Origin of the sequence: Listeria sp. SHR_NRA_18, from assembly GCF_003856515.1 — a bacterium.
Classification (GTDB): domain Bacteria; phylum Bacillota; class Bacilli; order Lactobacillales; family Listeriaceae; genus Listeria_A; species Listeria_A newyorkensis.
This window is the reverse complement of sequence record NZ_QPKR01000006.1, coordinates 142,819-155,648: the sequence shown is the minus strand read 5'-3', so window position 1 is coordinate 155,648 and position 12,830 is coordinate 142,819. Positions and strand designations below refer to the sequence as shown.

General features: G+C 42.3%; 13 protein-coding genes. 12 read left to right on the top strand and 1 reads right to left on the bottom strand.

What is annotated here, in order from left to right; genetic code table 11:
- Window positions 1–42: 42 nt before the first annotated feature.
- Window positions 43–636, top strand: coding sequence for a DNA-binding protein (locus DUK53_RS10670; protein ID WP_036131961.1), 594 nt, complete (start codon window positions 43–45; stop codon window positions 634–636).
- 269 nt (window positions 637–905) lie between these two features.
- On the opposite strand, the gene DUK53_RS10665 is transcribed toward DUK53_RS10670, so the two are convergent.
- On the bottom strand, window positions 906–1,190 hold the full coding sequence (locus DUK53_RS10665) for an AbrB/MazE/SpoVT family DNA-binding domain-containing protein (RefSeq protein WP_036060638.1): 285 nt from the start codon (window positions 1,188–1,190) through the stop codon (window positions 906–908).
- A 220-nt stretch (window positions 1,191–1,410) separates the two neighbouring features.
- Between DUK53_RS10665 and DUK53_RS10660 the strand changes: the two genes are divergently transcribed.
- From DUK53_RS10660 to DUK53_RS10610, 11 genes are all read left to right on the top strand, one after another.
- Window positions 1,411–2,259, top strand: coding sequence for a GRP family sugar transporter (locus DUK53_RS10660; RefSeq protein ID WP_036131959.1), 849 nt, complete (start codon window positions 1,411–1,413; stop codon window positions 2,257–2,259).
- A gap of 158 nt (window positions 2,260–2,417) precedes the next feature.
- Window positions 2,418–4,412, top strand: a complete 1,995-nt coding sequence (gene metG, locus DUK53_RS10655; RefSeq protein ID WP_036094636.1) for a methionine--tRNA ligase — start codon at window positions 2,418–2,420, stop codon at window positions 4,410–4,412.
- Between the two features lie 232 nt (window positions 4,413–4,644).
- Window positions 4,645–5,412, top strand: a complete 768-nt coding sequence (locus tag DUK53_RS10650; protein ID WP_036094635.1) for a TatD family hydrolase — start codon at window positions 4,645–4,647, stop codon at window positions 5,410–5,412.
- Between the two features lie 296 nt (window positions 5,413–5,708).
- Window positions 5,709–6,968 (top strand): G5 and 3D domain-containing protein, encoded by a 1,260-nt coding sequence (locus tag DUK53_RS10645; protein WP_036094634.1) that lies wholly within the window; start codon window positions 5,709–5,711, stop codon window positions 6,966–6,968.
- 120 nt (window positions 6,969–7,088) lie between these two features.
- Window positions 7,089–7,661, top strand: a complete 573-nt coding sequence (gene rnmV, locus DUK53_RS10640) for a ribonuclease M5 (RefSeq protein WP_036094633.1) — start codon at window positions 7,089–7,091, stop codon at window positions 7,659–7,661.
- Window positions 7,654–8,538: a 16S rRNA (adenine(1518)-N(6)/adenine(1519)-N(6))-dimethyltransferase RsmA gene (rsmA, locus tag DUK53_RS10635; RefSeq protein WP_036094632.1), complete on the top strand. Its 885-nt coding sequence runs from the start codon at window positions 7,654–7,656 to the stop codon at window positions 8,536–8,538. Before rnmV ends, rsmA begins: the two co-directional genes overlap by 8 nt.
- Before the next feature lie 124 nt (window positions 8,539–8,662).
- A complete protein-coding gene (veg, locus tag DUK53_RS10630; RefSeq protein WP_036060632.1) occupies window positions 8,663–8,923 on the top strand; it encodes a biofilm formation stimulator Veg in 261 nt (86 codons plus the stop codon).
- A 369-nt stretch (window positions 8,924–9,292) separates the two neighbouring features.
- Window positions 9,293–10,153 (top strand): 4-(cytidine 5'-diphospho)-2-C-methyl-D-erythritol kinase, encoded by an 861-nt coding sequence (ispE, locus tag DUK53_RS10625; protein WP_036094677.1) that lies wholly within the window; start codon window positions 9,293–9,295, stop codon window positions 10,151–10,153.
- Window positions 10,154–10,171: 18 nt separating this feature from the next.
- Window positions 10,172–10,912 carry a chitin disaccharide deacetylase gene (chbG, locus tag DUK53_RS10620; RefSeq protein ID WP_036094631.1) on the top strand — a complete coding sequence of 247 codons (741 nt, stop codon included), beginning with the start codon at window positions 10,172–10,174 and terminating at the stop codon, window positions 10,910–10,912.
- A 151-nt stretch (window positions 10,913–11,063) separates the two neighbouring features.
- Complete coding sequence (gene purR, locus DUK53_RS10615) at window positions 11,064–11,891, top strand: pur operon repressor (protein WP_036094630.1); 828 nt, start codon at window positions 11,064–11,066, stop codon at window positions 11,889–11,891.
- 254 nt (window positions 11,892–12,145) lie between these two features.
- Complete coding sequence (locus DUK53_RS10610) at window positions 12,146–12,826, top strand: efflux RND transporter periplasmic adaptor subunit (RefSeq protein WP_036094629.1); 681 nt, start codon at window positions 12,146–12,148, stop codon at window positions 12,824–12,826.
- Window positions 12,827–12,830: the final 4 nt, after the last annotated feature.

Here is a 12,830-nt window from a genome sequence, read left to right as displayed (position 1 = left end):
TTTTTTGGTATAATAACGGTAATAGAAAAGGAGGAATTCGATATGACGAAACTGCCCAATATTGGCAAACCAGCAACAAACGCTTTGGAATTATTAGAGATAACAACACTCGAACAAGTCGCGGCACACGACGAAAAAACGCTATTAAAAATACACGGCGTCGGACCAAAAGCAATTGGAATTTTAAAAGAAGCACTGGCAGATCGAGGCTTAGCATTCAATGAAACATCAACAGAAAGCACAACGTCCGGCGTAGACTTCGCGGTATTCTGCGACTTCAACTGCGACAACGCACCAAAAAAACGCATCATCCGAGACTACCTTATAGCATCCGCGTCAGGCGACAGAACAGCACTCGAAAACGTATTAGAAGCATCGTTCGTGTGGACAGTACCAGGCGAATTCCAAATCAAAGGCCGAGACGAATTCATCGCAGAACTAATCGCGAACCTCCAAGAAGTCAGCGCACTCGAAGTCCAATCCCTGCTAAGCCACGGCAAAGAAGGCTCCGCTCACGGAACCGTCACAAACAAAAAAGGCAAACACGTCTACTTCTCCGACATCTTCACCTTCCAAAGCAACAAACCAGACGCCAAAATCTCCAAACTAACCTCATTCGTGGTGATAGAAAAGTAAGCTATGATCTATTAAGTCTTTAAGTCTTTAAGTCTTTAAGTTTTTATCTTTTTGCGTATCATCTACACCCTGCTTTAAACAAATGCGAACGCTTGCCGCCGATTTACTAGTAAGTAGGCTCAACCCCAAGAAAGGAACGAATACTCACTCGTTCGTACTCATATTGAGGCTCTAATTCAGCAAAGTACGCTTCATAAGAGCCACAACAAAAAAGCATCCTATTTGAGGCTAGCAAGCTTTCAAATAGGATACTTTCTTTAATTGTAGTCTTAGATATCATCGCCGAATTGACGACGGATGTCAGCTACTAATTTCTCAGCTCCATCACGGCTAAGTGTTAATTTACCGTCAACAACTTGTTTGTTTTGATCGGAAAATTCACCAGTGATGTCACAAAGGTTGCTAGCTGTATATTTCTTTAGGATAATTTCATCTTCATTGATGTAAATTTCTAAAGCATCTTTAACAGCAACGCCTAGGTTACGACGGATTTCAACTGGGATTACGATACGTCCTAGTTCGTCAATTTTTCTTACCATACCTGTAGATTTCATATTCTTACCTCCTAACTCTTTGGTCTATTACCTATAATACCAAGAATTTCCTAGAAAAGCTAGACGAAAATATCAATAAATACAAAAAAAATGATTATCGTTTCAAAAAAAGGGTATAAACCTAGTTGGGGCGCTATTTGTGATATAAAAGTTCTACAATTGCAAATTTTGCTTCTTTAGCTTAGATGGATGATTTTACAGATTTGAGAGGAGTTTTTTGATGGATATTTTAATTGCGCTCATTCCAGCAGTGATGTGGGGGATAATGCCACTCATTGTTTCAAAAATTGGTGGGAAGCCATATCAACAAACGCTCGGGGTAACGTTCGGTGCGCTTATTTTTGCGATTGGGATGTATTTCCATTCTACGCCACAATTTACCGTCACGATTTTATTGGTGAGCTTTGTATCGGGGATTTTCTGGACCGTTGGGCAACTGAACCAATTCCGCGCATTTACGCATATTGGTGTTTCCAAAGCGATGCCGCTATCAACCGGGATGCAACTCGTTGGGACTTCGCTGTTTGGTGTATTCGTATTTCAAGAATGGGGAACGACGGCAAAACTAGTACTTGGATTTTCGGCGTTATTCTTCATTATCGTCGGGATTTCGCTAACATCCTATCAGCAGCATAAATCGAAAGGCAGCAATATGAAGCAAGGCATGGTCGCGCTTATTGTTTCTTCGCTTGGCTACGTCGCCTATGTTGTCATTCTAAAAGCATTCGATATCAGCGGTTGGGAAGCGATTCTACCGCAGGCTGTTGGGATGGTCGTCGCGGCTGTTGTGTTCTCGTTTAAAGATCGCAAAACCTTCTTTTTAAAAGAAACATGGCTCAGCATTATTCCAGGTTTAATTTGGAGTATCGGGAATTTAGCGTTACTTATTTCTAACACGGTGATTGGCGTCGCGATTAGCTTTTCACTTTCGCAAATGGGCGTCGTCATTTCAACGCTAGGCGGAATTCTCCTTCTAGGCGAGAAAAAAACGAAACGCGAACTTATCTTAGTTATCATCGGAATTATTCTAGTCAGTGCCGGTGGTTTCATGATTGGTCTCACAAAATAGTGAAATTTGGCAGTACGGGATAACATTCTGTGCTGTCTTTTTCAAATTTTTCGGGCTTGCGGTATTTTGTTTTGCGTAGAAAATGATATAATAGAAGGTAATTGTGAATTTAACACCGGAAAAACTGATTTTCGGCAGAGGAATGGGAGAGGATTAGATTGCCAAAAGAGAATAATACATTTTATATTACGACTCCGATTTATTATCCAAGTGGAAAGGCTCATATTGGGCATGCTTATACAACGGTTGCAGGAGACGCAATGGCGCGTTACAAGCGTTTACGAGGATTCGACGTTTTCTATTTAACGGGAACAGACGAACACGGCCAAAAAATCCAACAAAAAGCCGAGGAACAAAATATTTCACCGCAAAGCTATGTGGACGATATCGCGGCAGGATTCCGAGATTTATGGGAGAAACTCGAGATTACCAACACGGATTTTATTCGGACGACAGAACCGCGTCATAAAGACGGCGTCGCGAAAATTTTTCAACAACTGCTGGATCAAGGCGATATTTATCTTGGGCAATATGAAGGTTGGTATTCCGTTTCAGATGAAGAATATTTCACAGAAACCCAACTAGAAGAAGTGTACCGCGACGAAAATGGCAAAGTTATTGGCGGAAAAGCACCGAGCGGCAATGAAGTCGAGCTCGTGAAAGAAGAATCGTATTTCTTCCGCATGAGTAAGTACGCCGATCGTTTGCTCGCTTACTATAATGACAATCCAGAATTCATCCTACCAGAATCGCGCAAAAACGAGATGATTAACAATTTCATCAAACCAGGCTTAGAAGATTTGGCTGTTTCCAGAACGACTTTTGATTGGGGAATTAAGGTTCCAGGAGACGCGAAACATGTTGTTTATGTGTGGATTGATGCGCTTTCTAACTACATAACCGCGCTTGGCTATGGTTCAGAAGACGATGCGAATTTCAACAAATACTGGCCGGCAGACGTGCATATCATCGGAAAAGAGATTGTGCGCTTCCATACGATTTATTGGCCGATTATCCTGATGGCGCTTGATTTACCGCTACCTAAGAAAATTTTCGGGCACGGTTGGATTCTAATGAAAGACGGCAAAATGTCGAAATCTAAAGGTAACGTTGTCGATCCATACATGCTGATTGACCGCTATGGCTTGGATGCGCTGCGTTATTACCTTCTACGCGAAGTTCCATTCGGATCTGACGGCTTATTCACGCCAGAAGATTTTGTCGATCGCGTCAACTATGATTTAGCAAATGATCTAGGCAACCTACTAAACCGAACTGTTGCGATGATAAATAAATATTTTGACGGTGAAATTCCAGCTTATCAAGGCAATGTAACACCTTTTGACGGCGAATTAGAGGTTTTTAAAGATAATGTTTTGAAAGAATATGAAACAAACATGGAAACGATGCAATTTTCAGTGGTCCTTTCTCAACTATGGACATTTGTCAGCCGCACGAATAAATACATCGATGAAACAGCGCCATGGGTTCTAGCAAAAGAAGAAGCGAACCGCGGGGAACTAGCAAGTGTTATGACCCACCTAGCTGAGAATTTGCGAATCATCGCGGTGATGTTGAAACCATTCTTAACGCAATGTCCAGAAGGTATTTTCACGCAACTAGGCATTACGGACGAATCGCTAAAAGACTGGGCATCGATCACAGGATACGGCAAAATTCCAGCAGGCACAAAAGTAGTCGCAAAAGGCACACCAATATTTCCTCGTCTCGACGCAGCGGAAGAAGTAGCCTATATCCAAGACCAAATGAAAGCAACAGCCCCAACGCCAGTAGCAGAAGAACCAACCGTTGTTGCGCTTGAAACACCAGAAATCGGCATTGAAGACTTCGACAAAATCGATTTACGCGTCGGAGAGGTAAAGCAAGTCGAGAAAGTCAAAAAAGCTGACAAACTACTGTGCTTCCAATTAGACCTAGGCGAAGGAAAACTGCGCCAAGTTCTATCAGGTATCGCAGAATTCTATGAACCAGAAGAACTCCTCGGCAAAAAAGTAATTGTCGTCGCGAATTTAAAACCAGTCAAATTACGCGGTTTAATGAGCGAAGGCATGATTCTATCCGGCGAAAAAGATGGCAAACTACAAATCATCGAAGCAAGCAGCGCCCTTCCAAACGGTGCAAAAGTGAAATAATAACAACGAGGTGGGTTTCCTAGGAACTCACCTCACTTTTTTCGAATCTTACTTAGCGAATAAACAAGCACCAGCAACATACGATGTTATTAAAAAGGTAGATTAAACGACTAAAAAAACGACTTTCTTCTATAGTAATACGACACATTCACAAAATAGGAAAAGCAGTTGTATTATTATATAGAAGAAAGCTGACATTCACGCGTTAAAAATAAAGAAATGAGGGATAAAAATGCTTTTTGATACACATGTGCACTTAAATGATGACGCATTTAACGAAGATCTTGAAGAGGTTATCACACGTGCCAAGGAAAATGATGTTTCGCGCATGGCGGTCGTCGGTTTTAATGAAGAAACAATCAATCGCGCGCTGGAACTTGCCGATAAATATGATTTTATTTACCTCATTGTCGGATGGCACCCAACAGACGCAATCACTTTTACTCCAGAAAAACTAGAATGGTTACGCGAACTAGCCAAAAATCCGAAAGTTGTCGCGCTCGGCGAAATGGGATTGGATTATCATTGGGATACGTCACCAAAAGAAACTCAGTTTGAGGTCTTCCGTCAGCAAATCAGATTAGCAAAAGAAGTACAACTTCCAATCGTGATTCATAATCGGGAAGCAACAGAAGATGTCGTTCGTATTTTGCAAGAAGAAAACGCGTCAGAAGTTGGCGGAATCATGCACTGTTTTGGCGAAACCGTAGAGGTAATGGAAGCGTGTTTAGCAATGAATTTCTACATCTCATTCGGCGGCACAGTTACCTTTAAAAACGCAAAATTACCAAAAATTGCAGCAGAATCTGTACCGTTAGACAAGATTTTAATCGAAACTGACGCTCCATATCTCGCTCCGCACCCAAATCGCGGTAAAAGAAATGAACCGAGTTACGTCAAGCTTGTTGCCGAAAAGGTCGCAGAATTAAAAGAACTGAAATATGAGGAAATCGCCCGCTACACAACAGAAAATGCAAATAGGCTATTCCGATTAAGCTGATTTTCGTCATCAAACTGTAACAATACCTGAACTCTGTAACGGAATCTTAAGCAAGCGAAAAATAAAATTTAAGAAATCTTTAAAAACCCGCGCTATTATGCCTACGACTAGAGGCTGAATTCCCTGAAATATAACTGACACATTAGACACGGAATGTAATGAAAAGGTTTTACAATGGCTCTATACCAACGATAAAGTCATTGCATTTGGTCTAGACACCTATTTTTGATAATTCGTTGACAGTTCTTTCGTCCCCCGTATATAATCACAACAGAAGTTAGAAAGGGGAGAAATACATGACCATGGAAACTAGCAGTAACGCAAGCCAGAAATCAAAATGGCGTTTACCAATTATGATTGGCGCGTTTGTTATTGTCATAGCTTTGGTTTTTTATTTCGTTTTCGAGGGAACTAAAAACGATATCACGATTGTAAAAGCAGGCGAGGTTACAAAAGTTAGCACGCACGCAAAAACAGTTGGAGAAGTATTAAATGACGAAGGTGTAAAAATTGGAAAACATGACGAATTGTCTTATTCCAAAAATACAGCTGTAAAAGACGGAATGAAGATTGCTTACATTCCAGCGAAACAAGTGACAATTAATGACGAAGGTAAAGAAGCAAGTGTATGGACAACAAAAGATACAGTTGCCGAAGTACTGAAGGATGAAAATATTACGACACGTCCGCAAGATGCTTTAAACGTTTCATTGAATGACAAAGTAACAGCAAACATGGAAGTTAAAATCGACCGCGCTGTCGCTCTAGCTATTCAAAATGGACCGAAAAAAGAAGTCACGTGGACAACAAAAGACACAGTAGCAGATTTATTAGCAGAGAAGAAAATTAAATTAGACGCTCACGATAAAGTATTGCCAGCAAAAACGGCGAAACTTACTCCAAATATGACGGTTGTTGTTACATATGTAGACAAGAAAACCGACGAAAAGAAATCTAAAGTCGCTTTCAAAACCGTAGTAAAAGAAGATGCTTCCCTTGAAAAAGGAGAAGAAAAAGTAGTACAACCAGGGAAGGCTGGCGAGAAAGTAGCCAAGTATGATGTTGTTATCGAGAACGGTAAAGAAAAACAACGCAAACTCCTTGCAGAACAAGTAACAGCAAAACCAGAAGATAAAATCATTGTTCGTGGTACAAAAGAAGAGCCAGTGGTAACTGCAATCAGCAATGCCCCAGCTAAATCTTCTAAAAAAGCTACAACATCGAGTGCATCATCTTCTAACAGTAGCGCTTCCAAAGTAAGCAGTAAACCATCATCAGGCGGTAAAACGTTCACGATGGAATCAACAGCGTATTCAGGTGGCGGTACAACGGCGACAGGTATTAACTTAACAGCAAACCCAGGTTTAAAAGTAGTTGCGGTAGATCCAAGCGTGATTCCATTAGGCTCTAGAGTCTACGTATCAGGTTACGGAGAAGCAATTGCAGGAGATACTGGTGGCGCGATTAAAGGCAATATCGTAGACGTTTATTTTGCAGACGAAAGCCAATGTTACACATGGGGACGCCGTCAAGTTACGGTAACCATTTTAGATTAAGAATTCATACAAAGCAGGAAGCATACCAGAAATGGTGTTCTTCCTGCTTTTTTTGCGGGTTCTGCTTTTTCGAATTTTATGGTATGATAGAAGAACTGATTAAGAGAAGGGACGTTTTGTATGGAGAAGTTAGTGATTCATGAAGTCATTGTTGTCGAGGGGCGAGACGATACAACCGCAATACACCGCGCAGTGGACGCAGACACAATCGAAACGAACGGCTCGGCCTTGTCCGCTATGACCATTGAAAAAATCCGCCATGCAAAAGAAAAACGCGGCGTGATTATACTGACCGATCCCGACTTTCCAGGTGAAAAAATTCGAAAGCAAATCGATGCAGCAGTTCCAGGATGCCATCACGCTTTCATTAAACGCAGTGACGCATTGCCGAAATATGGCCGTGGTTTAGGAGTAGAACATGCGACACCAGAAATTATCCGCGAGGCGCTGGAGCATTTCCATACAAGCGATGAACGCGTCCAGACGAGCGAAATCGATTATGACCGACTTGTGATACTCGGCTTGATGGGCGGAGCGGGTGCCAAAGCGAAACGACAAAAGCTAGGAGAAATCCTTAAAATAGGTTATACGAATGGCAAACAATTGCAAGCGAGACTACGCATGTTTGGCATTACGAGTGAACAATTCGAAGCCGCATGGGGCGAAGTAGTACAGGAGGAGACGAATGAGTAAAGATATCGCAACACCAGGCCGCACAAAAGAAATCCTTAAAAAATATGATTTTCTATTCAAGAAAAGCCTAGGTCAAAACTTCTTGATTGATAGCAATATTTTGAGACGAATCACGGAGACGGCAGAACTGGATAAGGAAACGGACGTTATTGAGATTGGACCAGGTATTGGCGCGCTTACGGAGCATCTAGCGCGTACATCGAAGCGCGTATTGGCTTTTGAGATTGACCAACGCTTGATGTCGATTTTGCCAGATACGCTCGCTGCTTACGACAATGTAGAGGTCGTGAACGAAGACATTTTGAAAGTGGATGTTGGGGTGATGATTACGGAAAAGCTTCCAGATCGGACGAATCCTGTGAAGGTGGTCGCGAACTTGCCATACTATGTAACAACACCGATTATTTTGCAATTGCTTCACGAGGATTTGCCAGTGTCCAGCATGACTTTTATGCTCCAAAAGGAAGTCGCGGATCGTATTTCAGCAAAACCGAGTACGAAGGCGTATGGAAGCTTGTCGATCGCGATACAGTACTACATGGAGGCCGAGCTTTCCTTTATCGTGCCGAAAACGGTATTTATGCCTCAGCCGAATGTCGACTCAGCGATTATTCACTTGAAACGCCGCTCAGAGCCACCAGCACAAGTGAATGATGAAACCTTCTTCTTCGATATCACGCGCTCAGCATTTGCGCAACGTCGGAAAACATTATGGAACAATTTAGTGAACCGCTTCCCAGAATTGAAGCCACAAAAAGAAGAATTAGAGACCGAACTCGCGGCAATTGGCATCGATGTAAAACGACGTGGTGAAACGCTTAACATCCCTGAATTTGCGACTTTAAGTAATTTTCTTGACAATTTCATGAGAAAATAGCGAAAAAATGATAAAAAGCTGATCTTAGTGGTTGACACAGAGGCATTTCGCTGTTAAAATATTTGTTTATTGATTTTCAGCCCCCGTTGTGCTATAATGGAATTTAGTGAGGTGGGGGTACAAAATGTCAAAAACTATTGCAAGCATCAAACAAAATCTTGAATCCAGACTTGGAACAAGACTAACTTTGAAAGCTAACGGCGGACGTAAGAAAACAATCGAGCGTTGTGGCGTTTTAGCTGAAACTTATCCAGCTGTTTTTGTTGTTGAATTAGATCAAGACGAGAACAATTTCGAAAGAGTATCCTATAGTTATACGGACATTTTAACAGACACTGTGGAATTAGACTTTACAGATGATGTAAGTAAAGAATTAGCACTTTAATCACTAATATCTCAAGACCAGCCAACTTTGGCTGGTTTTTTGATTGTCTGTGGATGTTGAGCCTATAACGGATAAATCGGCGACAAGCGCTCGATTTGTGTAAAGCAGAATGTACGTATTACGCGAAAAAAGAATGATTGGCGTTATCTGGTCACATCTTGAGTAAGCTTCGAAATGGATCTAGTCTTCCTGTTTTTACAGTATGCTCAGAAGTCTTTTCGAGTTTGGAGTACATATTTAGGCTTTGCTATGGTAGAATAAACAAAGAAGATTTGAGGAGCTGTGACCAAATTTGAAGTCAGGCAAAATCACCTACTTTATTACTTTGGGGTGAACGATGGATGTTCCCTGAGAAAGGCTGTAGAAATGATGAAAATAAATGTGAAAGCACCTGCGAAAATTAATTTGTCATTGGATGCGCTATATAAGAGAAAAGATAATTATCATGAGCTTGAAATGGTGATGACGACTATTGACTTGGCGGATCGTCTGCAGTTAGTTTTGTTGGAGAAGGATGTCATCAAACTGGATGTGAAGGCGCACTTTATTCCGGATGATAAGCGGAATCTGGTGTATCAGGCGGCGGCGCTTTTGAAGGAGCGCTTTTCAGTGAAGCAGGGCGTAGCGATAACGCTCGATAAGAGTATTCCAGTTGCGGCTGGGCTTGCGGGTGGTAGTAGTGACGCGGCTGCAGCGCTCAAGGGGTTGAACCAACTGTGGGATTTGCAGTTGACGCTTGAGGAGCTTGCGGACTTAGGTGCTGAACTGGGATCGGATATCCCGTTTTGTTTGTACGGTGGAACGGCGCTTGCGACTGGTCGTGGGGAGATTATTGAGCCACTTCCGATGATGCCGAATTGCTGGATTGTGTTAGCCAAGCCTTCGATTAGTGTTTCGACGCCTGGCGTTTACCGTGATTTGCGTGTTGGCGAAGTGGAGCACCCGAATACGGCTGGAATGGTGCAGGCGATTCGAGATGGCAGTTTTGAAGGGATTTGTGATAATATTGGGAACGTGCTGGAGACGGTGACGCTCGCGAAACATCCAGAAGTGAAGCGAATCAAAGAGAAGATGCTGGAGTTTGGCGCAGATACGGCTTTAATGAGTGGTAGCGGGCCGACAGTGTTTGCCCTTGTAAAACAGTACTCTCGAGCGAAACGCGTCTATAACGGCTTGCGTGGCTTCTGTGAGGAAGTGTACTTAGTTAGACCTTGGCAAGAAGAAAAATGATAAAGGAGTCGTGAAGTGATGAAAGTTATTTTTAATGCGGATGATTTTGGTTTGTCAAAAGGTGTCGTTTACGGAATTTTGGAAGCGTATAAACATGGTGTTGTAAAATCGACCACGATGCTCGCGAATTCACCGGCGTTCGATTTAGGCGCTGAGGTAGCGAAAGAAAATCCGGGACTCGATATCGGGGCGCATTTGACGCTGACGTTTGGTAGCCCGATTTTGAAGGATGTTCCGAGTCTTACTGCTGAATCCGGGAAGTTCCTCGCGCAAGACGTGTTGAGAAGTTCTGCGGATGCGATTGATTTTGATGAAGTAGAGCGTGAGTTCACGGCCCAAATCGAAAAAATTCTCGCAGCCGGCATTACCATCTCCCATTTTGATACGCATCATTTAATCGAACCTATCGTTTTACCTGTGTTGCAAAAATTAGCGAAAAAGTACCAAGTTGGATTGCGTCGTTCTGTGCATGATGCGGACTATACTGGCATTCCGACCACGGATCGTTTTTCTGATCAATTTTATGCGGATGGGATTACGGCGGATGTTGTCAAGCAGGTCGTGAAGGCGCATGAGAAGGACACGGAGACATTGGAATTTATGTGTCACCCAGCGTTTATCGATGAAACATTGCTCAGCTTGACATCGTACACGGATTACCGAATCAAAGAGCTGACTTTCCTAACATCAGATGAGGTGCAGGAAGCGTTGAAATCAGTTGGAGCCGAAGTAGTTAGTTTTAAAGAGGTTATGAAATAAGAGGAATCTAGCGAGTGATGATTTTGAGTAGCAGGCTATGACTATCTTTTCCTCTAAAAAGCCTTTATAATGATGTTAAACACGTACAAAAAGGGCGAAATAGGTTCTAATGTTTGGAAAAGCTATTTTTAAAAAGAGGAGAAGAAGCAATATGAAAATTCGGCGTAGTGAACGTTTGATTGATATGACACAGTTTTTGCTGAGCCATCCACGAAAACTTGTGCCACTGACTTTGTTTGCTGAGCGTTATAGTTCTGCGAAATCATCTATTAGCGAAGATTTGGTTATTATAAAGAAAACATTTGAAGATAGAGGCATCGGTACGCTTGAGACCGTTCCAGGCGCTGCTGGTGGCGTGAAATACATTTCGATTGCGGATAACGCGGATGTGCTGGATTTCGTTCAGACGCTCTGTAATCGCATCGCTGAGCCTGATCGTTTGCTCCCAGGTGGTTATCTATACTTATCGGATTTACTTGGTGAGCCCGTGACGCTAAGCCAAATCGGCAAAATTTTAGCGACGAAATTTAACAAGCAAAAAATCGACGCGATTATGACGGTGGCGACAAAGGGTATTCCGATTGCGCAAGCCGTGGCGGAACACCTGAATGTCCCGTTTGTTATTGTGCGTCGTGACAGTAAAGTAACAGAGGGCTCGACGGTTAGCATTAACTACGTGTCGGGTTCGAGCAAGCGTATCGAGAAAATGGAGCTGTCAAAACGCAGCTTACCGGAAGGGTCGAACGTTGTCATTGTGGACGATTTCATGAAAGCCGGCGGAACGATTAATGGGATGAAGAACTTGCTAGAAGAGTTCAATGCCAAATTAGTCGGTATCGGTGTTTTGGTGGAGTCAGAGTATGCAGAAGAACGTTTGGTGGACGACTATGTTTCCTTAGTGAAAATTAAGAATGTAGATGTCAAAGAGAAACAAATCGAAGTGGTAGAAGGCAATTATTTTAACTACCCAAATCAATAAGGAACGACTAGAATCTGGAGCAGCGAGTCATGCTGTTTTGGCGTTCTAGTTTTTTTATATGAATGGAATATGAACAGATAAATACGACCTCCGAATGACTGGTTTTGGTTTTATCTATGCTACAATAGGGACTTGTAGAAGGAGCATGAACATTTCGGTAAGTGAATATTTATGTTTGTGAATTTTTTCTAGCATTGCTTGCCTACATACTGGGAGCTAACAAACAATTACTTAATTTGGAAGGAGCAACACACATGAAGAAATGGATTAAATGGTTGATTGCCATCGTGATTATCGCGGCAATCGTAGTGGGAGCAGTATTATTTTTAGGATCTAAATCAGGATCAGATACAACAGCGACGAAGGACCTTGTGACGACAAAAGTGAAACAAGGAGACATGAAAATCAACGCAACAGCAACGGGGGCTATTGTTCCGCAAAACCAACAAGCGCCTGACTACAAAGAATTAGAGTTGCAAGTGCAAATGGACGAATTAGATGTGCCAAACGTGAAGGAAGACCAAGGAGCTAAGATTTCCGTGACGGCTGTTCCCGACAAAACATACACAGGTAAAGTGAAGGAAATCGCAGAACAAGGAACCGTGATGAACGGCGTATCTTCTTTCTTAGTAACGATTTCGATTGATGATACTACAGATTTGAAATCAGGGATGACAGCAGACGCCTCTATTTTAGTCGATGAAAAAGCAGACGCGTTATACGTTCCAATCGAAGCAGTTCAGAAGAATGATGACGGTAAATATTATGTGCTCGTTCCTAAAAAAGGGAAAAATGAGACGACAAAAGAAGTAAAACAATACGTAACGACTGGGCTTCACAACGAAGATAACATGGAGATCACGAAAGGTCTAGAAAAAGGCGATGAAGTCATTTTGCCAACGAAATCGAACTCATCCCAACAACCAGGATTTTAAAAAC

Bases quoted from the DNA above. Each gene is read 5' to 3' on its own strand.
- DUK53_RS10670 (WP_036131961.1), top strand. From the start codon at position 43: ATGACGAAACTGCCCAATATTGGCAAACCAGCAACAAACGCTTTGGAA.
- DUK53_RS10665 (WP_036060638.1), bottom strand. From the start codon at position 1,190: ATGAAATCTACAGGTATGGTAAGAAAAATTGACGAACTAGGACGTATC.
- DUK53_RS10660 (WP_036131959.1), top strand. From the start codon at position 1,411: ATGGATATTTTAATTGCGCTCATTCCAGCAGTGATGTGGGGGATAATG.
- DUK53_RS10650 (WP_036094635.1), top strand. From the start codon at position 4,645: ATGCTTTTTGATACACATGTGCACTTAAATGATGACGCATTTAACGAA.
- DUK53_RS10645 (WP_036094634.1), top strand. From the start codon at position 5,709: ATGACCATGGAAACTAGCAGTAACGCAAGCCAGAAATCAAAATGGCGT.
- rnmV (WP_036094633.1), top strand. From the start codon at position 7,089: ATGGAGAAGTTAGTGATTCATGAAGTCATTGTTGTCGAGGGGCGAGAC.
- rsmA (WP_036094632.1), top strand. From the start codon at position 7,654: ATGAGTAAAGATATCGCAACACCAGGCCGCACAAAAGAAATCCTTAAA.
- veg (WP_036060632.1), top strand. From the start codon at position 8,663: ATGTCAAAAACTATTGCAAGCATCAAACAAAATCTTGAATCCAGACTT.
- ispE (WP_036094677.1), top strand. From the start codon at position 9,293: ATGAAAATAAATGTGAAAGCACCTGCGAAAATTAATTTGTCATTGGAT.
- chbG (WP_036094631.1), top strand. From the start codon at position 10,172: ATGAAAGTTATTTTTAATGCGGATGATTTTGGTTTGTCAAAAGGTGTC.
- purR (WP_036094630.1), top strand. From the start codon at position 11,064: ATGAAAATTCGGCGTAGTGAACGTTTGATTGATATGACACAGTTTTTG.
- DUK53_RS10610 (WP_036094629.1), top strand. From the start codon at position 12,146: ATGAAGAAATGGATTAAATGGTTGATTGCCATCGTGATTATCGCGGCA.